The sequence below is a fragment of the Cohnella massiliensis genome (assembly GCF_900169535.1).
GTDB lineage: Bacteria > Bacillota > Bacilli > Paenibacillales > Paenibacillaceae > Cohnella > Cohnella algarum.
The window spans coordinates 534023-558243 of the sequence record NZ_LT821259.1 but is presented as its reverse complement, the minus strand read 5'-3'; the positions used below and the strand labels follow the sequence as shown (position 1 = coordinate 558243).

Below are 24221 nucleotides of genomic sequence, written 5' to 3'. Positions count from 1 at the left end.
GTCCGGCAACCCGCCGGCCTCCGCATCCGTTTCATCCCGCCAGACGGCCCGGATGCTTCCCGGGAGCCCGGTCGGCCCCGTCAGCCGGTCCGGGCCGCTTCCTCCGCCGCGAGCACGGCCTTGACCGCCGCCCGCCAGCCCCGGTCGAGACGGTCCCGCGTCTTTCGATCCATCCCGGGCGAATACATTTTGTCTTTGCGATAAAAGGTAAAAAGCGTATCCCGATCCCACCATCCGAGGGCGAGTCCTCCCATGTAAGCGGAACCGAGCGCGGACAGCTCGGCCGCGTCCGAGCGGACGACGTCCGCTCCGAGCAAATCCGCCTGGAACTGCATGAGCAGCTCGTTCGCGGTGGCGCCGCCGTCGACGCGCAGCTCGGTCAGCGGCAGCCCGGTCTCCGCGGACAGGAGCCGAACCGCATCCGCCACCTGGAAGGCGATGCTTTCCAGCGCCGCCCGCAGCACATGGCGGCGGTCCGAGGCGCGGTTCAGGCCGATGACGGCCGCCCGGGCCCGGGCGTTCCAGTGCGGCGCGCCCAGGCCGACGAATGCGGGGACGAGGTAAACGCCGCCGGTGTCCTCGATTTCCGCGGCGGCCGCCTCCAATTCGGCATAATCGGCGAACAATCCCAGCTGGTTGCGCACCCAATTCAGGCAATCGCCGGTCGAATGGATGACGCCTTCCAGCGCATACTCCACCTTGCCGCCGATGCCCCAGGCGATCGCCGTCACGAGCCCGCTGCCCGCGCGGACCGGCTCGTCGCCCGCGAACATGAGCACGGACGTGCCCGTGCCGTACGTGCCCTTGGCCATGCCCGGCTTCACGCACTGCTGGCCGAACAGCGCCGATTGCGAATCGCCGATGACGCCCGCGATCGGCAGCGGATTCGGAAACAGCTCCGGTTCGTCGGTCATGCCGTACACGGCGTCGCTGTCCTTTACCTCGGGCAGCAGCGACAGCGGAATGCCGAATGTCTCGGCCAGTTCTTCGTCCCACCGCAGCGTGCGGATATTGAACAGCTGGGTCCGGCTCGCATTCGTGTAATCGGTTGCATGCACCTTGCCGCCGGTCAGCTTCCACAGCAGCCAGCTGTCGACGGTTCCCGCGGCCAGCCGCTCCGGCGGGATGCCGGCCGCCGCATGATCGAGCAGCCAGCGCCATTTGCCCGACGAAAAATACGGATCGAGCGGCAGCCCGGTTTTCTCCGCGACAAGCGGCTCCAGCCCTTCCCGCTTCAGCCGCTCGCACCAGTCGCTCGATCTCCGGCACTGCCAGACGATCGCGTTTCCGACCGGAAGGCCCGTCTCCCGGTCCCAGACGAGCGCCGTTTCGCGCTGGTTCGTGATCGTCATCGCCTCGACGGCGTCCGCGTCGAGGCCGGCTTCGGCCATGACGTTCCGGATGGCGGCTTTAACGTTATCATACAACTCGAGCGGATCGTGTTCCACCCATCCGTCCCGCGGATAGATTTGCCGGTGGCCGAGCGAGCTGCGGTGCCGGATCCGCCCGCTGCGGTCGGTCAGGACGGCTTTCGTTCCGGTCGTGCTCTGGTCTACGGTGAGCAGGTAGCTCATTTCGCCTTCACGCCCGTTTGCCGCAGCAGCTCGCCGGCGAGCTGCTTCACGTTTTCCGCGGAAATCCCGTAATGACGGAACACCTCGGCCGTTTTGCCCGCGATCGCCGGTTCGTCCGGAATGCCCAAAATCCGCAGCGGAACCGGGCAAGCCTGCGACGTCACCTCGGCCACGGCGGCGCCGAGCCCGCCGTAAACGCTGTGCTCCTCCAGCGTAATGATCGCGCCCGTCTCCTCGGCCGCCGCGACGATCGCTTCCGTATCGAGCGGCTTGATCGTGTGCATGTTCAGCACCCGCGCCGAGATGCCGTCCTGCGCCAGCAGCGCCGCCGCATCGAGCGCCACGCGCACCGTTTCGCCGCAGGCGATCAAAGTCAGGTCGCCGCCGTCTTTCAGGCGGACGGCTTTGCCGATGACGAGCTCGCGGCCGTCGTCTTCATCGTATACGTCCTCGACCGGATTGCGGCCGATCCGCATATAGGCGCCTCCGGGATAATTGGCGAGCGCCCGCGTCATTTTCTTCGTTTCGTGGCGGTCCGCCGGCAGCAGGACGGCGAGTCCGGGAATGGCCCGCGTGACGGCGATATCCTGTACCGAATGATGCGACATGCCGAGCGCGCCGTACGAGACGCCGCCGCTGATGCCGACCAGCTTGACGTTCGTTCCCGAATAGGCGACGTCCACCTTGATCTGCTCGATGCTCCGCATGCTTAAGAAGCAGGCCGGAGACGTGACGAACGGCGTCTTGCCGCTGTGCGCGAGACCCGCCGCGATGCCGACGATATTTTGCTCCGCGATGCCCGTCTCCACGAACTGCTCCGGAAACTTCTTCGCGAACGGGGCCATCGCGGCCGATCCGCGGGAGTCGCTCGTCAGCACCATAATGTCGCGGTTGTCCTCCGCGATTTCCAGCAGCGCTTCGCACATCGCCTGGCGGTTCGGTATCGTATTAGGCATGCGTCTCGCTCCTCTCCTCTTCGTCCGCGAGCGCCGCAAGCGCGGCGTCGAGCTCCTCGTGCGCCTGCTTCAGCTGCTCGTCGCTCGGCACATGGTGATGCCACTCCGGCTTATTTTCGGCAAATGATACGCCTTTGCCCTTGACCGTATTCGCCAGCAGCAGCGTCGGCTTCCCCGCGATCTCGGGCACGCCCGCGAACGCCTTCAGCAGCGCGTCGTAGTCGTGGCCGTCCACGGAGACGACGTGCCAGCCGAACGCTTCCCATTTCCGGTCGAGCGGCTCCAGCGCCATGACGTCCTCCGTGCTGCCGCTGATTTGCAGCCGGTTGCGGTCGATGATGCCGACGAGATTGTCCAGCTTGTAGTGCGCGCCCGCCATCGCGGCTTCCCAGACCGAGCCCTCGGCCTGCTCGCCGTCGCCCATCAGGCAAAAGACGCGGTACGACTTTCCGTCCTTTTTGGCCGCGAGCGCCATCCCGACGGAGACGGCCAGGCCGTGGCCGAGCGCGCCGGTGTTCATTTCGACGCCCGGCACCTTGTTGTTCGGATGCCCGATCAGCCTCGTGCCGAACTGGCTGTACGTGGACAGCTCTTCTTTCGGAAAATAGCCGAGATCGGCCAAAATGCACCAGAGCGATTCGACGCAGTGCCCTTTGCTCGCCACGAAGCGGTCGCGTTCGGGCCATTTCGGATTTGTCGCGTCATGGTTCATCACTTCGTAATAAAGGGCGGTCAAAATGTCGGCGTTGCTGAGCGAGCCCCCGGTGTGGCCGCCCTTGGCCGCATGGATGATCGTCAGCAGGTCCTTGCGGATTTGCAGCGATTTGCGCTTCAATTCCCGTACCGTCGCCATCTTACACACTTCCTCTCAGCCAAGCGCGGATTTGATCTTCCGTCGGATCGACCGGATCGGGCGTGAGGCCCGGAATGTATTGGCAAGCTTCGTAAAGCGCCGGAATGACGTTGGCATGAATGCCGACCGAGTGGTGGACGTACGGGCCTTTGACGAGTTTTTCTTCCCACAGCGGCCAATCGTTCACTTCGACCCATACGTAAGAGCCGCGGGTGTAGGGACCTTGAATGCCTTTCGCCTTGCCGAGGAAAAGCTGGTACTCGCCGTTGTCGCCGTCGAACCGGGCGATCGTCATGCTGCCGCCGCGGATTTCGCCTTCGTGCGTGCCCGGAGCGTGGTCGTCGAACAGAAAGTGCCGGCGCATTTTCGGCTTGTTTTCGACGCTGAGCGAAACCGGGAAGTTGCCGCAGTGGAACAGCAGCTCGCCGTTTTCGTTTTCCGGATGGCGAATCGTAATGTCGGCAAAAAAGGTCGGCGCTTCGTTCATCGCCGCCGCCTGCACCATGACGGACGTGATCGCCCCGTGAATGTCGGTTTCGCACGTGACCGGAATTTGCTCGTCGGTCAAAATCGCGTTGGCGAGGCACGGCATGATGCCGATCGCGTCCTGCAGCGCGGACCAGCACTGGATGGCGATCGCGGTGCTGCCGGAATCGACCGCCAGCTTCTTCATCGCGACTTTGAGCGCGGCCACCCGCTTGACGTCGTCTTCGGTCACCTCGGAAATGTCCAGCTTGTCGCGAATGTATTGGATCGCTTCCGCAAGTTCGGCGCCGCCGGACTTCTCGATCTTTTTCGCCGCGTTCGTTATATCGACCAGCGTAATCGGATGCAGTTCGATGCCGAACCGCTCCAGCAGCTCGCCTTCGTTGCAGATCATCGTCCAGAACGACGTCGGGCGCGGCCCGATTTGCAAAATCCGCAGGCTGCGGAATTGACGGACGACGTTGGCGGCCGCCACGAAGTTTTTGAAGCCGCGCTCGAACACCGGATCGTCGACCCGGCTATTGGTGACGTACGTAAACGGAACCTGAAAGCGGCGCAGCACCTTGCCCGTCGCGAACAGGCCGCATTGCGTGTCCCGCAGCCGCATGCCGTCCTCGAGCGGCGCCTCGTCGCGAGGCCCCCACAGCAGCACCGGCTTGCCGAGCGTTTTGGCGACCCGCGCCACCGTATCCTCGGTGCCGAAGTTGCAGTGCGGGAAAAACACCGCGTCGACCTTTTCCTTAAGCAGGTGCTCGGCGATTTGCTCCGCGCCGATCCGGTCGTCGTACAGCAGCCCTTCGGGATTCAAGCCCTCCAAGTCGACGATATCGATATCCATGCCGAATGAGTCCAGCTTCTGGCGGATTTGCACCTTGTACCTGAAGGCGTCTTCCGCGCTGAACGTAAACCGGCGCGTCGGCGCGTAACCCAATTTCAGCTTTTTCATGTCCCGGTCCCCCCCTGGTATCGGCTTTCAAGTCTCGCTCAACTAAACAAATTAACTAAACAAACCACACTTTTCAACCAAATCCCTAAACAAAACAACTAAACCAGCCCAAACTTAGTTGAATAATGGCGGCTTCACCCTCATCCTAACACCGTAAAACCGCTCCGTCAATCATTATTTAGTTTAGTTTAGTAAATTTAAGCGTTTTATTTTAATCAATTTAGTTTATTGGATTGCGCAAACGGAAAGATTAATAGTAAACTAAACTTATTCCAGCTATCCAAACATTTAGCTCATAGATCGGAGAAATTAGAATGAAAATGGAAGACATCGCCAAGATTGCGCAGGTGTCGAAGTCCGCCGTTTCGCTGGCGCTTAGCGGAAAGCCCGGCATCGGCAGCGAAACGCGGGAACGCATTTTGCGTATTGCCCGGGAAATGGGCTACAGCGCCAAGCCCCGCAGCACGGCCGCGCCGGACAAAACGTCGAAAACGCTCGTATTTCTGGTGATCACCAATTTGGGGATCGTGCTCGAGGAGTATTACCAACAGCCGTTTTTCCGGGAATTGATCCATTTTGTCGAAGACCGCTGTCGTACGAAAGGCTACTCCGTCATCTTCTCTTCCGTGGACATGGAGCATTTCGAGCGGGACGTTCGGGCCGCGGCCGAGGATTACCGCCACAGTCCCGTTATTTTGCTGGGCACCAATTTAAGCCGCGAGCAGATCGCCGTCATTTCCGCCAAGCTGCCGCAGCTCGTCGTACTGGACACTTGCTTCGACACGCTGCCCGTTCATTTTATCGAAATCAACAATGCGATGGGCGCTTATCAAGCCGGCTCGCACCTGTGCGACATCGGCCATCTGGATATCGGCTATGTCGCCTCCAACGTGCGAATTCACAACTTCGAGGAGCGCAAAGCGGGCTTTATGGGCGCCTTGCGGGAACGCGGCGTCGAGATTGCGCCGGGCCGAATGTTTTCGGTGGCCCCAACCATCCTCTCGTCCCAGGAATCGATGCGCCAGCAGCTCGAGGCCTGCCTTCATTCGGAAGGCAAGCTGCCGACGGCCTTGTTTTGCGAGTGCGATTACATCGCGATCAGCGCGATGAAGACTCTCGCCGAGCTCGGCTATCGCGTTCCGGAGGATATTTCCGTCATCGGCTTCGACAACATCAGCGAATCCGTCATCGTCACGCCCGAGCTGACGACGATCCACGTCGAAAAGGAGAAAATGGCCCAGCTGGCCGTCGATCTGCTGACCGATTCGGCGGAGTGGAGCTCCGATGCCCGGATTAAAACCCGCGTCGACACCCGGTTCGTCGAACGGCTTTCCACCAGCGCGCCGGCCGTCGCGGCCACAGGGACGGGAGCTACGGGAACGACGGGAGCTACAGGAGGTCACCTATACACATATGACTCTGCCGACGATATACAGATTTATGGTATCTGAAAGGTCCAATTCTACTTTTGGAAGCAGAAGACGGCATACGAGGTTGCGGCCTGTCTCGGGGGCTCGGAGATAGGTATAAGAGACAGGGCTACAGGGGCTACGGGGGCGGGGGCAACAGGAGTGACGGGAGCTATGGGGGTGAAACGGAGCTGAACCGGTTTTTCCGCCTCCGGGCAGTAAGAAAACGGTTCGTTAGCGGGCGTGCGGAGGCTGAGAGGTACGTTAGCGGGCGGCCGGAGGCGGCGAGATGAGTCATTTTTACTCAACTGCGTGCGGCCTTATCCGTTTGGCGGGTTAAAATGAGTCGCCACGACTCAACCGGTTCGTTAGTTGGCGTCCGGAGGCGGCGAGATGAGTCATTTTTACTCAACTGCGTGCGGCCGTATCCGTTTGGCGGGTTAAAATGAGTCGCCACGACTCAACCGGATCGTTAGCGGGCGGCCGGAGGCGGCGAGATGAGTCATTTTGACTCAACTGCGTGCGGCCGTATCCGTTTGGCGGGTTAAAATGAGTCGCCACGACTCAACCGGATCGTTAGCGGGCGGCCGGAGGCGGCGAAATGGGTCATTTTGACTCAACTGCGTGCGGCCGTATCCGTTTGGCAGGTTAAAATGAGTCGCCACGACTCAACCGAATCGTTAGTTGACGTGCGGAGGCGCAGCATGCGTGCCGAGCCGGCTTTCGGAGTGGATGAGAGAAATAGGGTCAGAAAAACGTACCGTCAGGGACAAGTGCCCTGACGGTTTTTGATTTGCGCGCCTGTTGCGAAGCTTCGTTGGATTCCATCCATTCAAAAACGGCTTTTTAGCGGCATCCGCCCGCTCTGTTGGAATTTTTGTCCCATCGGGCGAGGCCGGTTTGGACAATTCCGCGCGGTTTTTCCCGCTGCCCAGCGGTGGCGCTGCCCAGCGGTGGCGCTGCCCAGCGGTGGCGCCGCCCGCTCATCCGCTGCCGAGCGGCAGCGACGGTTTCCCGCTGCACGAGCGGCAGCGACGGTCTCCCGCTGCACGAGCGGCAGCGACGGTCTCCCGCTCTCCAAGCGGCGGCGATGGTCACTCGCTGCCCGGCGGCAGCGACGGTCTCCCGCTGCAAAACCTTTTTTCGCGAGTCCGTATGCGTTGTCTGTTCCGTCCGTGACGTCTTCCCGGGTCAATCCTTCGCCATCCGCTCATGCAAAAAGTCGACCACGTGCGCGACCTTCATATCCGTTCCGGCGCCGTGCCGCTGCACCCCGAGCTTCATTTGCAGCAGACACCCGGGGTTGCTCGTCAGCAAATAATGAGCTTGCGTCGCGTTGGCATGCTCCATTTTGTGCTCCAAAATTCGATTGGCCATCTCCGGCTGCGTCAAGTTGTAAATGCCGGCCGAGCCGCAGCACCGGTCCGATTCGAACATTTCCACGAACTCCGCGCCCGGCACCTGCCGCATCAGCTTCCGGGGCGCGTCCGACGAGCGCATGACGTTGCGCAAATGGCACGAGTCCTGGTACGTAATGCGCACCGAGCAAGCTTCTGGTTCGTTGGCAGGCGATCCGGCCACGGACGTTTGCGCGTCTGCCCGCGCGTTCGAACGCGCATGTTCCTCCGCTTGCGCAAACGCGGGAATCCGGCCGTGCGAAACGAGCATGTCGCTGATGTCCTTCACCCGTTTCGCAAACCATTCCGCGTCTTCGCGATACGCGGGATCGTCGTGCAGCAGATGATCGTATTCGACCAAAATCGCGCCGCACCCGCCCGCGTTGGACACGATGTAATCGACGTTCGCCTCCTTGAACGCCCGGATGTTGCGGCGGGCCAGCTCGCGCGCGTCCTCCGCCTCGCCGCTGTGGGCGTGGAGGGCGCCGCAGCAGTTTTGCGTTTTCGGAATGACGACCTCGAAGCCCGCTTCCGTCAGCAGCTCCACCGTATGCACGTTCGTTTCCGTGAACAGCGTATCCATCAGGCAGCCGCGGAACATGCCGACGGTGGCGATTTTCGTCCCCTTCGCCGGATGAAAATCCCCAATGAGCTCGACGACGCCGCGGCCGGACGCGCTCGGCAATATTTTTTCCATATCGGACAGCTGCTTCGGCAGCAGCTTCAACGCCCCGGTACCGCGCGCAAGCTTCTGCAGCCCGGACTTCTGATAGGCTTTCAGCGCGCCGCCGAGCAGCTTCATGCGGCCCTGCTTCGGAAACAGCTCCTTGAACACGAGGCGCCGTACGCCTTTGACCCAAACGCGATGGCTTTTCGTGTGGTCCTCGATCGCGTCGCGCGCCTGCTCGATCAGCTGCCCGTACTTCACGTCGGCCGGACACGCCGGTTCGCAGGCGCGGCAGCCAAGGCAATGGTTCATTTGCTCCTCGAACGCTTCGTCCGGGTCCATGAGGCCGTCGGCGACCGCCTTCATCAACGCGATCCGGCCGCGAGGAGACTCGGCTTCGATGCCCGTTTCGCGGAAGGTCGGGCAAGCCGGCAGACAAAATCCGCATCTCATGCAATTGGTCAATTGGTCCTCGTCCAGCCTGATTTTCAATTTGGCGGCGAGCGGACTCGCCGGAGGCTTGGCTTCCGGGCGATTGACCGCCGTCCGGGTCTCAGCCATGCTGGATCACCACCCTTTTCCGCGATGGCTTGGCGAACATTTTGCCGGGATTGAGCAGGCCCAGAGGGTCGAAAGCCGCCTTGATGCCCTTCAGCACTTCGATCCCCGGAGCGCCTACCTTCCATTCGAGAAACGGCGCCTTGACCATGCCGACGCCGTGCTCGCCGGTAATCGTGCCTCCCAGCGCGATCGCCGCTTCGAAAATTTCCGCGAACGCCTCCTCGACCCGGTGAACCTCGTCGCGATCGCGGGCGTCGGTCGTCGCCGTCGGATGCAAATTGCCGTCGCCGGCATGGCCGAACGTGCAGATGTTGACGTCGTACTTGCGGGCGATGCGGTTGATTTCAAGCACCATGTCGGCGATTTTGGAGCGCGGCACGGTGGCGTCTTCGAGAATCGTCGTCGGCCGCAGGCGGGCAAGCGCCGTAAACGCGCTGCGCCGCGCGGTCAGCAGCTTGAGCGCCTCCTCCGGCGACGAGGCCACGCTGACTCTCGCCGCTTTTTCCCCGATGCAGATGGCTTCGATCGTCGCGATATCCCGTTCGACCAGCTCCGGCTCGCCGTCCTGCTCGATCAGCAAAATCGCCGCCATGTCGAGCGGAAGGCCGAGCCCCGCGAAATCGTCCACGACCCGAATCGTCGGGTTGTCGAGAAATTCGAGCGTCGCGGGGATGATGCGGCTTTCGATAATTTTGGATACGGTGCGGGCCGCGTCGTACAGATCGTTGTACATCGCCAGCATCGTTTTTTTCGCTTTAGGCGGGGGAATCAGCTTCAGCGTCGCTTCGGTAACGATCGCGAGCGTCCCTTCCGAACCGACAAGCAGCTTCGTCAAATCGTACCCGGCGACGTCCTTCATCAGCTTGCCGCCCGTGCGGATGATGTCCCCGTTCGCCAGCACCGCTTCGAGTCCGATTACGTAATCCTTCGTCGTTCCGTATTTGAGGCCGCGCAAGCCGCCCGAATTTTCCGCGATATTGCCGCCGATCGTCGAAATCGCCATGCTGCTGGGATCCGGCGGGTAAAACAAGCCGAGGCTTTCGACATGCGCGCTGAACAGCTTCGTATTCAATCCCGGCTGAACGACGGCAACCAAATTTTCCAGATCGACCTCCAAAATCCGGTTCATCCGGTGCATGACCATGACGACGCCCCCCTGAACCGGAACGGTGCCGCCGCACAAATTCGTGCCCGACCCGCGGCTGACGACCGGAATGCGGTGCCTGTGCAGCACCTTCATCGTTTCTGACACCTGCCGGGTGTCGCGCGGATACACGACCGCGTCCGGCAGCGCCTGCTGCATCGGGGTACCGTCATACGAATGGGTGACGAGCGTCTGCATGTCGTCTCTAAAATCCTCGGCGCCTAAAACGGCGATTAATTCGCGTCTCGCTTGTTCGGGCAGCAAACCGGACACTTCCTCTCGATGGATGAAAATGGCGATGCATAGCTTAGACCCTAATCAGACAGGTGATCAGGTCATCTGATGACTTTTGTCGGATTGTAGTATACACTAAAATAGAAGAATTGGAAAGCGTTTAAGCGCGAAATTCGGCCTGCGGCGAACCGGCTTCCTGCCGGTCGCGCGACTGCCGGGCAAAGGAGCCGTCATGAACGAAAACCGACCGTTAAAAAGCCACGAGTGGGTCATGAACGATTTGCGAAAACAGCTTGAGGAAGGAGCGCTCTCCCCCGGCGACCGGCTCGCGTCGGTCGTCGAGCTTGCGGAGCGATACGGGGTCGGCCGGTCGACCGTCCGCGAAGCGCTGAGCGCCCTGAAGGCGATGGGGATGCTCGATATCCGGCAAGGCGGCGGCACGTTCGTGAAAGCGACGTTGCCGGCCGCCGCGCCGCCGCACCCCGGCATGCTGCAGCCCGAAGCCTGGGCCGACCGGGCCCTCACTCTGCGGCATATTCTCGAAGTGCGGCGCGTGCTGGAAACCGGCTGCGCCGCGCTTGCCGCCGCGAGCCGGTCGGCGGACGATTTGGCCAGGCTGGCGGGGACGCTGGCGGAAATGGAAGCGCACATGGACGACGAAGCGTTCAACGAGCAAGCGGACGTTCGGTTCCACGAGCAGATCGCCGCCGCCACCCATAATCCGCTGCTGATGCAGCTGATGGAGACGATGGCGGCACGTCTTCACGACAGCATGCGGGATACGCGGGCGTTGTGGTTTTACGCCGAGCGTTCGACCGCCGAGCGGCTGCTGGAGGAGCACCGCGCGATTTATGAGGCGATCGCGGAAGGCGATGCGGGCGCGGCGACGCTGCGCATGCAACTGCACATCGCCAAAGTCGAGCAGGTGCTGGGGGAGAAGGGCGCGGGCGCTTAAAGGCGGGTTATGGCCTGTTGAAAATCGAAAAGCAAAAAGAAAAAAGCCCCGAAAAACGGGGCTTTGCCAACAATCCGAATCAAGCAAGCGCGGCCTTAACCTTTCGCCTGAAGGTTTTAGGTTGATGCAGCGCTCCTGCCGTCTTAATCGAAAATAAAGTCCTCGTCCGAAAGCGGCTCGACGTTCGTAGCGCGGACATAGCCATTGCCTTTTTTGGAGAAAAAGTCGTGCTGCTTCGTCTTCGTGCTGAGGCCGTTCTGGACGATCGGGTTGATGTCCTCTTCCGGAAACGGCGGCTCGAAGCCGAGGTTCATGAACGCCTTGTTCGCGTTGTACCGCAGGAACGCCTTCACTTCCTCCTGCAGCCCGATTTGCGCGTACAGCTCGTCCGTGTACGCCTCTTCGTTCTGGTGGAGGAACTTGAACAAGCCGATCAGCGTCTCGTAAGCCGCCTGCTGCTCGTCCTCGTCCAGCTTCGCGTACACCTCTTGCGCGAGCACGCCGACGTACAGGCCGTGAATGCTCTCGTCGCGAAGAATCAGGTCGATGATTTCGCCGCAGCTCGTCATTTGACCCTGGCCCGCCAAATAAAGCGGATAGAAAAAGCCGCTGTAGAACAGGTAGCTTTCGAGCAGCACCGACGCGCCCATCGCCAGGAACAAGTCCTTCTGCGTATGGATGTTCTGATAGTACTGGGCGATCGTTTCCGCCTTCGTTTGCAAATGCTTGTTGTTCTCGACCCAGCGGAACACTTCGTCGATCTCTTCGTTCGTCGCAAGCGTCGTAAAAATGCTGCTGTACGACTTGGCGTGGATTTGCTCCATCATCCCCATGAACGACAGGACCGCCTTGCGCTGAAGCCCTTCGACGTGGTCGTTGATGCCCGGCATGCCGACGCCGCCTTGCAGCGTGTCGAGCAGCGTCAAACCGCCCAACACTTTGATGTATGTATCCTGTTCCGCCTCGCTCAGCTTGATCCACGTCATCTTGTCGTCGGACAGCGGAATTTCGTCGTCCGTCCAAAATTGCATGATGTTTTGTTTCCAGAACGTAATCGTATAATCGTCGTCGGGACGATTCCAGTTAACGGCTTTCATGAAAACTCTCCTCTCGCTGCCCCCTTCGGGGATAGAAAAGCCCGCTTCGCGGGCTTAACGGTTCTGACGCCGCCGGGACGCATGTTCAGAAGCTTGTCCCTCCCTGCTGAAGAGGAAGGGAAGCCCCGGCCGGCGGCGGCGCAGATATGAATCGGAATCGCGCGGATTTTACACGGCGCAGCTGACGCACTCTTCGACGCTCAGACGGTTCGTCCGCGTATAGTAGAGCGACTTCAGCCCTTTGCGCGCGGCGTAAATGTAGTAGCGGGCCAGCTGCCGCGTCGTCACGTCGCTGTTGACGTGGAGCACGGTCGAGATGCCTTGGTCGACATGCTCGGCGATTTCCGCGATCAGGTCGATGATTTTGAACTGGTTCATCTGATAGGCCGATTTATAATAGAAGAAATTCGACGCGTTCATGTAAGGCATCGGATAATACGTCGTCGAGTTGGCGTACGTGCGCGTTTCGATCGGCTCGACGATCGGCATGACGCTCGACGTCGCGTTCTGAATGTACGAAATGCTTTGCGTCGGCGCGATCGCCAGGCGATACGCGTGATACAGGCCGTGCTTCATGACGTTCCCCTTCAAAACGGCCCAGTCGGCCGGCGCGGGAATGTCGATGCCGGCGAACAGCTGCCGCACCCTTTCCGTGCGCGGGCGGTAGTCCGTTTCCAGATACTTGTCGAAGTAGGTGCCTTTCGCATATTCGGACTTCTCGAAGCCGGCGAACGTGATGCCGGTCTTTTCGGCGATTTCGCAGCTCTTCTCGATCGAATGGAAGTTCATCATCATGAAGAACGTACGGGCGAAATCCCTCGCTTCCTCGCTTTCGTAGGCGATCAGGTTTTTCGCCAGGTAGCCGTGCAGGTTCATGGCGCCGAGTCCGACCGAGTGAAGCTCGGCGTTCGCTTTCGCCACGCCCGGCGCGTTCATGACCGTCGTCATGTCGCTGACGGCCGTAAGCCCCGCGATCCCTTCGTGCACCGATTCCTTGATTTTGCCGCTTTCCATCACGTTCACGATATTGAGCGAAGCGAGGTTGCAACTGATGTCCCGGCGGATAATGTCCTCTTCGCCGTAATCGGTAATTTCCGACGTCTCCTGCAGTTGGAAAATTTCCGTGCACAGGTTGGACATTTTGATCGAGCCGATATCTTTAAGCGCATGCGCTTTGTTGGCGTTCGTCTTGTTCATGATGTACGGGTAGCCCGATTCGAGCTGAATGGACGCGATCTTCGTCAGCATGTCGCGGGCGCTGAGCGGCGATTTTTTGATGACGCGGTCGTCCGCCAGCAGCTTGTCGTACATCTCGTCGAGGTCCATGTCGTCCAGATGCTGGCCGTATGCGCGATACACCGAATACGGAGCGAACACGTGCAGCGGCTTGTTTTGCTCCGCCAGCTCATACAGCTTGTTCGGCACGATCAGGCCGATCGACAGCGTCTGCAGGCGCGTTTTCTCGTCGGCGTTGATTTTTTTGGAATCGAGGAATTCCATGACGTCCCAGCCGAAAATGTTATAGTACGCGGCGCCGGAGCCTTTGCGCTGTCCCATCTGGTCGGCGTAGGAGAAGGCGTCCTCCATCAGCTTCAGCACGGGCATGATCCCTTTGGCGGCGCCTTCCACGCCCTTGATCGCTTCGCCGCGGCCGCGCAGCTTCGACAGGTTGACCGCAACGCCGCCGCCGATCTTCGACAGCTGCATGCAGGTAGCCAGCACGTAATTGATCGAATTGAGCGCATCGTCCATTTCCAGCAGGAAGCAGGACACCATTTCGCCGCGGCGGCTCTTGCCCGCGTTCAGGAACGTCGGGGTTGCCGGCTGCAGCCGCTGCTCCATCATCGAAGCGGCCAGCGTGCGGGCGGTCGCGAAATCGCCTCTGCCGAGGTGAAGCGCCACGATGGCGACGCGATCCGGGTAATGCTCCAGGTACGTCTTCTTGTCGTTGCTTCTTACCGCGTAGTCGGAATAAAACTTGGAGGCGGCCATATATGAAGGAAATTGAAAATGATAGCTGTGCGTCAGTTCGTATACTTGCAGGACGTCGTTTTCGGAGTAGTGTTGAAAAACGTCTTCGTAGTAGTCGTTCTCGATCATGTAGCTTACTTTGGCCAAATGGCCGTCAAAGCGAAGGGATTTCGTTTCGACTTCGGCCATGAACGCCTTGATAGCCTCCTGGTCCTTGTCCAGTTGGAAAAATCCGTCGGCGCCTCGTTGCATCAATAGGTTGTTCAGCTCAATATGCTTCAATATCATTCACTCCCCGCACAAAATGCTCGACGTCTCGCGTCGTGCCCGAAAGCTCGAACTTGGTGATGACCGGAACTCCGTACAGCGACGAAATCGTATCCGCGCTCTTCGCAAATCCGTCGCCCCAATTGCGGTTGCCGCTGGCGGAAACGCCTTTGAGCTGACGATGGTTGCGATTCAGAAACTTCATGACCCGCTCGGGAGCTTGTCCGAATCCCGTCGTATAGGTCACGAGCACAAACGGTTCTTCCACGCTCATGTTCTCGTCGATCTGGACGGAAGGCATATTGAGCTTGGCGATAAACCGGCGGACGTTCCCCGTCTTGGAATCGTAGGCAATCAACATCTAGTTCGAGCTCCTTTCATTTTCCGAAAATGAACGGCGCATCCGGTTGTTCCTTGCCGGACACGCCGCTCAACATATTGCGGGGCGCGAACCCCCCGTTTCCCGCTGCGCCGCGGGACCAAGACTCTATTTCCGCGTTCCTATTCCTGCAATGCCGATGAGAGACTATGTATTTCATTTAACCCATATCTAGATCGCTTAATCAAATTTAAATCAATATATTGTGTTTGTCAATAATCCGTCCCGAAAATAGTCATGTCGTCCTTCATCAAAAACGGTACTTTGGACGCTTTTCCAAGGCGCGGCGCGGCTTAGCCGCGCATGCGCCGGCGAAACTCTTTCGGCGAATGAGAGTTATAGCGGCGGAACAATTTATAAAATTGGGCCATGTTCCAGATTCCGACCTCAAAACCGATCTCCAAAATGCTGAGGTCGCTCGTCGCCAGCAGCCTTTCCGCTTTTTTGATCCGGTTGTAATTGACGTAATCGACGAACGGAACGCCCACGGCCTTTTTGAACGATTTGATAAAATGGTGGTAGCTCATGCCCATCAGGGCGCGGACGTCGTCCACCGTTATTTTTTCCCCGAGGTGGCCGTCCACGTAGTCGAGAACGGGACGAAAGCGCTCGAGCTCCAGATCGTTGGCGCGCTGAAGCAGCCCGCGGCTGTCGCGGCGGAGCAGCAGGAGCAGCAGCCGTTTCAGCGACGATCCGATCGCGAGCTCGTAGCCGATTTCCTTGCGCGCCGTTTCCGAAAAAATATCCGAGACAAGCTTGAACGCTTCTTCCTTCGCCTCCGGCTGCTCGTCGAAAATATAATTCATCTTTTCCAGGGCGGCGAACCGCTCGGAGAACCCGTTCAAGTAAGGAAGCATGCTCGGATCGAAATGGCGTTCCAGCTCTACCTGCAGCACCGTATAGCGCAGCGGAGCGTCCGACCCGTTGCAGGTGCGGTGAAGCCCGTAAGAGCCGATCACCATCATATCGCCCGCCTCCAGCGTACGCGAGGCGGCGGGCGTCTGCACGCGCAGGCTGCCTTCCGAGATGGCCAAAAACTCGACTTCCTTGTGGTAATGCCAGGGCCACGTCTCCGGGACCGGGCGAATTCCGTCGGCGTCGCGAATTTCCCATACTTTTAAAAACAGCAGCGGATTTTGATAGACCACTTTTTCGTTGACGGCCTGTACGTCCGTATCGGGCCAAGGCTGGCGGTTCGACATGCGGACCCTACCTTTCGGCTGAAAAGTACATTTGCAAGTATACCACTTTTGAATAAAAAAGCGTTGAAATTCGGCATATCGAAAAAGCGGCCGGTTGCCTATACTGGGAAATAAGCGTTTACACGAACAACCGACGAGGAGAGAAGCGATATGACCGCCAAGCTTAAAGTAACCGTCTGGAACGAATTCAGACACGAGCAGCACAACGAAAAGGTGCGGAGCGTTTACCCCGGCGGCATTCACGCCGCGATCGGCGAAGGCCTCGCCGGGACGGCCGACGTCGCCTACGCCACGCTGGACCAGGACGAGGAGCACGGCTTGTCGGAAAGCCGTCTGGCCGAAACCGACGTTCTGATCTGGTGGGGCCATATGGCCCACGGCGACGTCAAGGACGAAATCGTGGAGCGCGTCAAGCGCCGCGTCCTGCAGGGAATGGGTCTGATCGTGCTTCACTCCGGGCATTTTTCGAAAATTTTCAAGACGCTCATGGGAACGTCGTGCGATTTGAAATGGCGCGAAGCGGACGAGAAGGAGCGGTTGTGGGTCGTATCGCCGGGCCATCCGATCGCGGAAGGAATCGGCGAATACATCGAGCTGCCGCAGGAGGAAATGTACGGCGAGCATTTCGACATTCCGCAGCCGGACGAGCTTGTATTCGTCAGCTGGTTCGAGGGCGGCGAAGTGTTCCGCAGCGGGTGCACGTTCCATCGCGGCCAGGGAAAAATTTTCTACTTCCGCCCCGGTCACGAAACGTACCCGACCTACTACAACGAGCAGGTTCGGACGGTCATCCGCAACGCCGTCAAGTGGGCCGCTCCGACGGGAAGGGACTATCCGACGTACGGCAACCACAAGCCGCTCGAAGCGATCGGGAACAAGGCGTAACGCCGCAAAAGGCAAGCCCGCAAGGCCGCGAAAGCGCGGCTTTGCGGGCTTGCTCTCTTTTTTTGCGATTGCCGCTGCGGCGTTCGGCCTCGCTGCATCCGTTTCTCGTCCGGCTCCTTCTTCCCGCGTTCGCCCGATTCCGCCGACGTCGCCGGCGGCGATTCGACCGCGAGGCTTCAAACGCCGGACCGTTTGGACTATAATTATCTTAGCACTAAACAAATCGCAGGAAAGGGTGGTTGCTATGCCCCTCCGGAAACTGGAACTAACGAAAAGCGTTATGGGGACTACGTCGACCTTCCACCCCGCGCTTATTTATGACGACAATGCGGCGGCTCTGGCGGATACGGGCCTGCCGGGCACCTTCGGCCAGCTGCGGGAGCAAGTCGAGCTCGCCGGCGTGCCGCTGGACCGCTTGAGCCAAGTTATTTTGACGCATCAGGATATCGATCATATCGGCGGTTTGCCCGAGCTTGCGCACGGGCGGGAAAAGCCCCTCGAAGTAAGGGCGCACGCGGCGGATAAACCTTATATCGACGGGACGAAGCCGCTGATCAAGCTGAACGCCCAGCGTCTCGCCGCCCTGACGCAAGGGCTGACGGACGGGGAGCTCGCCAGGTTCGAGCGAATGTTTTCCCCGGCGACCGCCCCCAACGTCAATCGGACGCTGGCGGACGGAGACACCCTGGACGTGGACGGAGGCGTTGTCGTCATTCATACGCCCGGCCATACGCCGGGGCATGTTTCCCTGTATCATCGCCGCACGAAGACGCTGATCGCCGGGGATGCGATGGTCGTGAGCGAAGGGCGGCTGATGGGACCGGTCCCGGCGATGACGCCGGACATGGACTCGGCGCTCCGGTCGCTGGGCAAGCTTGCGGCGTTCGACATCGAGCGCGTCCTGTGCTATCACGGCGGTTGGTTCGAAGGCAACGCGAACGACCGGATCGCGGAGCTTGCTTCCGGATCGTGAGGCGTCCCGGATCCAGGCCGTCGCCGTCCGCTTCTGCCGCCGTGGGTCCCGGGCCCGCCCTCCGGCTCGGCATCGCCCTCCTCGTCGCCTTCGCCGGAGGGCTGATCTGCTCGCTGGTCCGCCTGCCGGTTCCGTGGCTGCTCGGGCCAATGCTCGCGCTGCTTGCGGCCTCCAAGTTCATACGAATCCCGCTTCGCTGGTCCGGCTCGCTGCGAAACGCGGGCATGATCATCGTCGGCTATTCGATCGGCATGTCGTTTACGTATCCGCTGCTCGCCGAAATGGCGCGCCAACTGCCGGCCATGCTGCTCATGACCGTGCTGACCCTGCTTGTGTCCGTTCTTTTTGCCGTCGTTCTGTCCCGCATGGGCGGGCTTACGTTTCCGACCGCGCTGACCGGATGCATCCCCGGGGGCCTGTCGCAAATGATCGTGCTCGCGGAGGAAATGGACAACGCGGACTTGACCGCCGTGTCGCTGCTGCAGGTCACCCGGCTCATGATGATCGTCATTTGCGTGCCCCTGCTGGCGTTCAGTCCGCTGTTTCATTTCGGCGCGGGCAGCGCGGGCCCGGGCGCGCTTGAAGAGGCCGCAGCCGACGTCGCGAGCTGGAGCGGAATGTTTCCGAACATCTTCGTTTTCGCCGTCGTAGCGGTCATTTCCGCCTGGGGCGGGCAGAAAATCAAGCTGCCCACCGCCATGATGCTCGGTCCCGTCATCGGCGTGGCGGCCCTGCATCTTTCCGGCTTCGAAGCTCCGGCTTTGCCGTCTGTCTTGCTGAACGCCGCCCAGTTCATGATCGGGGGCTACGTGGGCTTGCTTCTGAGGCCGGACAGCCTGTCCCGCAAATCGCTGCGGACGCTCGCCCTCGCCGTCACGACCGGCGCCATGCTGATCGCCATAGCCGGAGGTTTGGCCTGGCTGCTCGCCAAGCTCCATCCGCTCAGCCCGCAAACGAGCTTCCTGAGCCTCGTGCCCGGCGGACTCGATCAAATGAGCCTGATCGCGCACGAGATCGGGGCGGACATGACGATCGTGGCCGGTTACCAGCTGTTCCGCGTGCTGTTTATCTTTTTCGCCGTTGCTCCGCTGCTCGGGTGGTACTTGCGCCGGCTGCAGCGCAAGGAGCGCTTGAGGTCGGACCGGGCCGGGCCGGCGAAGGCGTGATCGGGCCGGGCCGGCGAAGGCGTGACCGGGCAAGCAAGGCGCGCCGGCCTTGCCGCGTGGGCCGAGAGGCAGCATGGCGGCCCTGCAAGGGGCGCGTTGAGAAGTAAGCTTCGTCGAACCCGCAGGGTCGAGGCTGACTCCTCGCGCCGTTATTCGGGTGCGAAGCCCGGAATCGGGGGCGGGAAGAGCGAATAACGGCTCGCACCGGCCGTTATTTCGCAAAATGTGGGCACGCCACCGATTTAACGGCCTCCTCGCGCCGTTATTGCGTGGAAACCGGTGTCCGGGGGGCATAGAGCGAAGCTCGGGGAGCGCCGGAAGCGGCTGCCAACCTGCGGCGCATCTTTCCAGGAAAGCGCTGCGCGCAAAGCAAAGCAAAGAAGGCCCGCAAGCCGCAGCCCCTCGGGACTCGCGCGAGCCTTCTTCTTTTTTTATACCTTGAAATGCCCGGTCATATCCCGAAGCGTTCCGGACACCCCGTTCAGTCCGTCCGACGAAGCGGCGAACTCGCGCAGGGAGGCATTCTGCTCCTCCACCATCGCCGACATCTGCTCCGCGAACGCCGACGTTTCCTCGGTCACCCGGCTGATTTCCTCCGCCGAACGGACGACGTGCCGGCTGCCCGCCGCGATTTGCTCGATCGCCGACGCCGCTTCGATCACCCGCTCCGCCAGCGAGCCCACGCTTTCCACGACCGATTTGACGCTGCCGCCCGCTTCCTTGAGCGACGACGTGCCGTTGTATACGGCCTGCGCGCTGCCCGCCATCAACTCCACGATTTGCCCCACGCCCTCGTTCAGCTCGTCGAGCGTCGCGGTGATTTGCCGCGCGGATTCCGCCGTCTCGTCGGATAGCTTGCGAATTTCCGCCGACACGACCGTAAAGCCGCGCCCGTGCGCTCCCGCTCGCGCCGCCTCGATCGCCGCGTTGAGCGCGAGCAGGTTCGTTTGCTTCGACACTTCGGAAATGTAGACCGCGATGTCCTGGATCCGGCCGGCCCGCCGGGACAGATCGCCGACGCTGCCCTGGATCGTGCCGAAAATCGTTTCGATCCGCTCGATCTCCTGCTGAGACCGGTCGAGGCTGACGCTGCCGCTGTCGGCGTCCTCGCGCGTCGCGCGGGCAAGCTCCGACACGTCCTGCGTGCGGGCGGCGACCTGCTCCAACCCTTTCATCGTCTCCGCCATAATGGCGGAGATTTCCTGCGTCCGGGCCACCTGGCTCTCCGCGCCCTCCGCCACGCGCCGCACCGCCTCGTTCACCTGGCCGTTGATGTCGAGCGCGCCGGCGGTTCCCGTCCGGATCGTCTCCGAAACGTCGGCCAGCTTGCCCGCTTGCTCGCGGATTTCCCGCATCATCGTTTGCAGGGAGGCCAGCAAGCCGTTCGTTTCCCGGCCCAGCTCCATCGTCTCGTCCGTCGCGCGGACCTGGATCCGCTTCGTCAGATCGCCGCCGGACCGGGCGATGTCGGCCACCGCCGCCGTCACCCGGCGGATGTTGACCGAGACGCTGCGGGAAACGATCCACGAAAAGGCGATCGTGAGCACCGTCAGCGCGCCGGCGAACGCGAACAGCAGCGTTTGCAGCTCGGACGTTTGCTTATGAAGCGAACCGACCCGCTGCTCCATCGCGTACTTGTCGGCCTGGCGAAGCCGGGACAACTGCTCGCGCATGCCGTCCATCTGCTTTTGTCCGGCCGACTCCAAGGCGAACGCCCGGATATCCTCCAGACTTCGCGTGCCCGCCGGCACCTCCAGTTCCCGTTCCGCGATCGCGATCCACTGCTCGATGGACGCCGTCACGCTGTTCATCCGGCTAAGCTGGGCGTCTTCGCCCGCGAGCAGTCCCGCCAGCTGCTGCCCGTTCGCTTCCCACCTTGCGATCGCGGCCCGGACCGCCTCCTTGCTGCTCTCCTCGCCCGCGATCGCGTAGTCGCTCAAGCCCGCTTCCATGTCGGAGGCGTTTTTGTCGATTTGATAGCTCAGCTCCTGGATTTTCAGGTCGCGTTGGATCAACGTATCGATTTCCATCTGCAGGCTTTCGATCGTCCGGGACACGACGAGGAGCGCCGAAGCGATAAACACCAGCAGCACGAGGTAACCGATCGTAATTTTGTAGCCGATTTTGAAGCGGAATTTTTTCATCCGTTTGCCTTCCTTTCCGGTCACGGTGCCGGATTAGCGGTTTTCCTTCACGTACCGGTTCCGCAGCGTGCCGATATGCTCGACGTACGCTTCGGTCACGTCCCCGTCCTTCAGCCAGACGGGCGGCTCGAACCCCATGCCGACTCCGGGCGGCGTGCCGGTGCTGATCACGTCCCCGGGCGAAAGCGTAATCGTCCGCGACAGGAACGAGACGAGATACGGAATATCGAAAATCAGAAAACCGGTGTCGGAATCCTGCATCGTCTTGCCGTTGAGCACAAGCGACAGCCGCAGCTTGTGCGGATCGGGAATTTCGTCGCGCGTGGCGATGCAGGGCCCCATCGGCGCGAACGTGTCGATCGCCTTGCCCCGCGTCCATTGGCCTTCGGTCAGTTGCAGATCGCGGGCGCTGACGTCGTTGATGACGGTATAGCCGAAAACGTAGTCCATCGCGTCCTCCGCGGCAACGTTTTTGGCCGTGCGTCCGATGACGACGGCGAGCTCGACCTCGTAATCGCACTGCTCCACTTCGGCGGGAATGACGACGTCGTCCTCCGGCCCGACGATCGAGTTGGCGTATTTCGGGAAAAGGACCGGCACTTTCGGCACCGCCATGTTCGATTCGGCCGCGTGATCGCGGTAATTCAGCCCGATGAAAATCATTTTGTCGGGATTGTGAAGCGGCGCCTTTAGCCTCACCTCGTCAAGCGGCAGCGTTTCCTCCCGCTCGGCGAGCGCTTCAAGATGCAGCGCGTAATCCGGCGATTCCGCGCAGCGGGCGATCAAATGCTTCATGCTCGTACCTTCCGCGATCGGACGAACCCGGCCGTCGTCGGTAAAAGCTCCGAGCCATACGTTCTCTTCCGCGTCTCCGCGTTTGACGAATTGCACCCATTTCATCCGTTTTTCCTCCGTTTCATCCCCATGCGACCGGTTCGCCGGTCGCGGCCGACCGCACGATGGCTTTCGCCACCTCGATGCCGTGCGCCGCGTCCTCGAACGAGACGATGTCCGGCGTCCGGCCGAGCAGCGCGCATTGGCACAAGTAGTCCAGCTGCTCCTTCAGCGCCCCGAACACCCGGCCGCCCTGATTTTGATGCACCGACAGATCCGTCGTCGTTCTCCCCGCCGCTCCGAGCAGATGAACGCCCGCCGCATCCGTATCGAAGCGGGCGATGCCCTTGTCCCCGATCACTTCGGTATAATCGTGGATCGGGACGCCGGCGGCGTCGGGCGTCAGCCAATTGCTATGCAGCACGGCCACGATGCCGTTTTCGAACGTCAGCTGCGCCCACAGCACCTCGGGCGCCTCCGCCCCGGACAGAAAACGTCCGGACGCGTATACCCGCTTGACCCGGCTGTCCGCGTACCAGATCGCCTGGTCGAGGTCGTGCACCGTCAGCTCGTACACGGTGTGCGTGCGCTTATAGGTGGAAAAGAGCGAGCTCCGGCGGGATCGCTTCATATATAAGGAAGCGACTTCTCCCAATTCTCCCGTGCGAATCATATGGCGAACCTGCGCGTACTTCGGCTCGAAGCGCAGCAGGTGGCCGGGCGCAAGCCACGTCCCGGCTTTCGCGGCCGCCTCGAGCATCGTTTGCGCCTCGTCCGGGTCGGTCGTCACCGGCTTTTCGACGAGAACGTGCTTTCCGGCTTCCAGCGCCAGCAGCGTCGGCCGCAAATGGTTGCGCTCGAACGTGACGACGCTGACGAGCTTGATCTCCTCATGCCGAAGCAGCTCCTCCGGAAGCTCGTACGCCTGCGGGACGCCGTGCCGTTCGACGGCCTCGCGCCGCCGCCGCGGATCGGCGTCGCATACGGCAACCACTTCGACGAAAGGCAGCGCCCGATAAGCCTCCAAATGGCAAGCGCCCCAATCTCCGAAACCGATGATGCCGACTTTGAGTTTTTCCATGTCCGACTCAGCCCCCGTTCACCGACAGAAAAATTTTGCCGTTTCGGACTTTGCCGGACGTCAAATCCCGGAACGCTTCGTCCCCTTGCGAAAGAGGACGCACCTCGGTCCAGCCCTCCTCGGTCACGCGACCTTGCGCGAGCAGGTCGACCGCGTCGCGGAAGTCCTGGGCCGTGTAGCAGAACGAACCGAGCACTTCGATTTCGCTGCGGATCAAATGATTGATTTTCAAATTCGTCTCGTCGATGCCGAGGCCGATGTTCATGACGGTTCCCGCGGGGTTGACCAGGCCGAGCGCCGCCGCCCGCGTCGGCTGGAAGCCGGCCGCGTCGATGACGACGTCGATCCCCTTCTCTCCCGCTAGCTTCGCGACGGATGCGGCCAGGTCGGACGACGCCGGATTGACGACTTCGTCCGCCGCGACGCCAAGCGCGATCGCAAGCCGCTCGTCCTGCGTGTCCGCGACGATGATGCGATCCGCGCCGAGTTGCCTCGCGACTTTGGCGCACAGCAGCCCGATGCCGCCCGCGCCGAAGACGAGCACGTTCGGAGCAAAGTGCCGCTGCATGGCGCGGCGGGTCGCCCGCAGCGAGCAGGCGAGCGGCTCGGCCAGCGCGGCCCGATAAGCGTCAAGCTTCTCCGGCACGGGCACGACGCCCGAAGCGGGCACCACGACCCGTTCGCCGAAGGCGCCCGGCCGGTGAATGCCGACGATGCTGCGGGACGCGCACAGCTGCGTGTGCCCTTTGCGGCAGGACGCGCAGACGCCGCACGAGGAGAGCGGGTTTACGACGACCTTCTGTCCCGCCGCGAGCCCCGTCACCCGGGCGCCGAACGATACGACGCGCCCGCAAAACTCGTGCCCCATGACGAGCGGGGGCACGCGCAGGCTGTTGTGGCCGAGGTAGCCTTCCAGCTCGGAGCCGCAGATGCCGACCGCCTCCACCTGGATCAGCACTTCGTCTTCCTTGGGCGCCGTTTCCGGCAGTTCCGCATATTCCATCTTTTCCGGTTCGGTCCATACTAAAGCTTTCATCGCG

19 protein-coding genes are annotated in these 24221 nt (G+C 61.2%); 5 read left to right on the top strand and 14 right to left on the bottom strand.

Features of this window, described 5'->3' with window-relative positions; translation table 11 throughout:
* Window positions 1–80: 80 nt before the first annotated feature.
* The 4 genes from B7E11_RS16435 to B7E11_RS16420 are packed head-to-tail and all read right to left on the bottom strand — an operon-like array spanning window position 81 to window position 4815.
* Window positions 81–1574, bottom strand: coding sequence for an FGGY family carbohydrate kinase (locus tag B7E11_RS16435; RefSeq protein ID WP_080836570.1), 1494 nt, complete (start codon window positions 1572–1574; stop codon window positions 81–83).
* The gene (locus B7E11_RS16430) at window positions 1571–2530 is read right to left on the bottom strand and encodes a transketolase family protein (RefSeq protein WP_080836568.1); all 960 of its coding nucleotides are present in this window, start codon (window positions 2528–2530) and stop codon (window positions 1571–1573) included. Before B7E11_RS16430 ends, B7E11_RS16435 begins: the two co-directional genes overlap by 4 nt.
* Complete coding sequence (locus B7E11_RS16425) at window positions 2523–3383, bottom strand: transketolase (protein ID WP_080836567.1); 861 nt, start codon at window positions 3381–3383, stop codon at window positions 2523–2525. Before B7E11_RS16425 ends, B7E11_RS16430 begins: the two co-directional genes overlap by 8 nt.
* Before the next feature lies 1 nt (window position 3384).
* Complete coding sequence (locus tag B7E11_RS16420; RefSeq protein WP_080836566.1) at window positions 3385–4815, bottom strand: L-fucose/L-arabinose isomerase family protein; 1431 nt, start codon at window positions 4813–4815, stop codon at window positions 3385–3387.
* A gap of 314 nt (window positions 4816–5129) precedes the next feature.
* Between B7E11_RS16420 and B7E11_RS16415 the strand changes: the two genes are divergently transcribed.
* Window positions 5130–6266 carry a LacI family DNA-binding transcriptional regulator gene (locus B7E11_RS16415; protein ID WP_176220790.1) on the top strand — a complete coding sequence of 379 codons (1137 nt, stop codon included), beginning with the start codon at window positions 5130–5132 and terminating at the stop codon, window positions 6264–6266.
* Between the two features lie 1149 nt (window positions 6267–7415).
* On the opposite strand, the gene B7E11_RS16410 is transcribed toward B7E11_RS16415, so the two are convergent.
* Entirely contained in the window at window positions 7416–8849 is a 1434-nt protein-coding gene (locus B7E11_RS16410) for a heterodisulfide reductase-related iron-sulfur binding cluster (protein ID WP_080836563.1), read from the bottom strand.
* Window positions 8842–10257: an FAD-linked oxidase C-terminal domain-containing protein gene (locus B7E11_RS16405; protein ID WP_080836561.1), complete on the bottom strand. Its 1416-nt coding sequence runs from the start codon at window positions 10255–10257 to the stop codon at window positions 8842–8844. The genes B7E11_RS16410 and B7E11_RS16405 overlap by 8 nt, the downstream gene beginning before the upstream one ends.
* 202 nt (window positions 10258–10459) lie before the next feature.
* Between B7E11_RS16405 and B7E11_RS16400 the strand changes: the two genes are divergently transcribed.
* Window positions 10460–11182, top strand: a complete 723-nt coding sequence (locus B7E11_RS16400; RefSeq protein ID WP_080836558.1) for a FadR/GntR family transcriptional regulator — start codon at window positions 10460–10462, stop codon at window positions 11180–11182.
* 143 nt (window positions 11183–11325) lie between these two features.
* On the opposite strand, the gene nrdF is transcribed toward B7E11_RS16400, so the two are convergent.
* The 4 genes from nrdF to B7E11_RS16380 form a co-directional block, all read right to left on the bottom strand.
* On the bottom strand, window positions 11326–12279 hold the full coding sequence (nrdF, locus tag B7E11_RS16395; protein ID WP_080836556.1) for a class 1b ribonucleoside-diphosphate reductase subunit beta: 954 nt from the start codon (window positions 12277–12279) through the stop codon (window positions 11326–11328).
* 168 nt (window positions 12280–12447) lie between these two features.
* Complete coding sequence (gene nrdE / locus B7E11_RS16390) at window positions 12448–14532, bottom strand: class 1b ribonucleoside-diphosphate reductase subunit alpha (protein ID WP_080836554.1); 2085 nt, start codon at window positions 14530–14532, stop codon at window positions 12448–12450.
* Window positions 14519–14878 (bottom strand): class Ib ribonucleoside-diphosphate reductase assembly flavoprotein NrdI, encoded by a 360-nt coding sequence (gene nrdI, locus B7E11_RS16385; RefSeq protein WP_080836552.1) that lies wholly within the window; start codon window positions 14876–14878, stop codon window positions 14519–14521. The genes nrdE and nrdI overlap by 14 nt, the downstream gene beginning before the upstream one ends.
* A 311-nt stretch (window positions 14879–15189) precedes the next feature.
* Complete coding sequence (locus B7E11_RS16380) at window positions 15190–16098, bottom strand: helix-turn-helix domain-containing protein (RefSeq protein ID WP_080836549.1); 909 nt, start codon at window positions 16096–16098, stop codon at window positions 15190–15192.
* 150 nt (window positions 16099–16248) lie between these two features.
* Here B7E11_RS16380 and B7E11_RS16375 point away from each other — a divergent pair, with 150 nt between their 5' ends.
* The 3 genes from B7E11_RS16375 (at window position 16249) to B7E11_RS16365 (ending at window position 19122) form a co-directional block, all read left to right on the top strand.
* Complete coding sequence (locus B7E11_RS16375; RefSeq protein WP_080836548.1) at window positions 16249–16983, top strand: ThuA domain-containing protein; 735 nt, start codon at window positions 16249–16251, stop codon at window positions 16981–16983.
* A 280-nt stretch (window positions 16984–17263) separates the two neighbouring features.
* Window positions 17264–17956 (top strand): MBL fold metallo-hydrolase, encoded by a 693-nt coding sequence (locus B7E11_RS16370; protein WP_245809746.1) that lies wholly within the window; start codon window positions 17264–17266, stop codon window positions 17954–17956.
* Window positions 17953–19122 (top strand): AbrB family transcriptional regulator, encoded by a 1170-nt coding sequence (locus B7E11_RS16365; protein ID WP_245809745.1) that lies wholly within the window; start codon window positions 17953–17955, stop codon window positions 19120–19122. The genes B7E11_RS16370 and B7E11_RS16365 overlap by 4 nt, the downstream gene beginning before the upstream one ends.
* A gap of 431 nt (window positions 19123–19553) precedes the next feature.
* On the opposite strand, the gene B7E11_RS16360 is transcribed toward B7E11_RS16365, so the two are convergent.
* The 4 genes from B7E11_RS16360 to B7E11_RS16345 are packed head-to-tail and all read right to left on the bottom strand — an operon-like array spanning window position 19554 to window position 24217.
* On the bottom strand, window positions 19554–21266 hold the full coding sequence (locus tag B7E11_RS16360; RefSeq protein ID WP_080836545.1) for a methyl-accepting chemotaxis protein: 1713 nt from the start codon (window positions 21264–21266) through the stop codon (window positions 19554–19556).
* 33 nt (window positions 21267–21299) lie between these two features.
* Window positions 21300–22166, bottom strand: coding sequence for a fumarylacetoacetate hydrolase family protein (locus B7E11_RS16355; protein ID WP_080836542.1), 867 nt, complete (start codon window positions 22164–22166; stop codon window positions 21300–21302).
* A 16-nt stretch (window positions 22167–22182) separates the two neighbouring features.
* Window positions 22183–23181, bottom strand: coding sequence for a Gfo/Idh/MocA family protein (locus tag B7E11_RS16350; RefSeq protein WP_080836540.1), 999 nt, complete (start codon window positions 23179–23181; stop codon window positions 22183–22185).
* 7 nt (window positions 23182–23188) lie between these two features.
* A complete protein-coding gene (locus B7E11_RS16345) occupies window positions 23189–24217 on the bottom strand; it encodes a zinc-dependent alcohol dehydrogenase (RefSeq protein ID WP_080836538.1) in 1029 nt (342 codons plus the stop codon).
* Window positions 24218–24221: the final 4 nt, after the last annotated feature.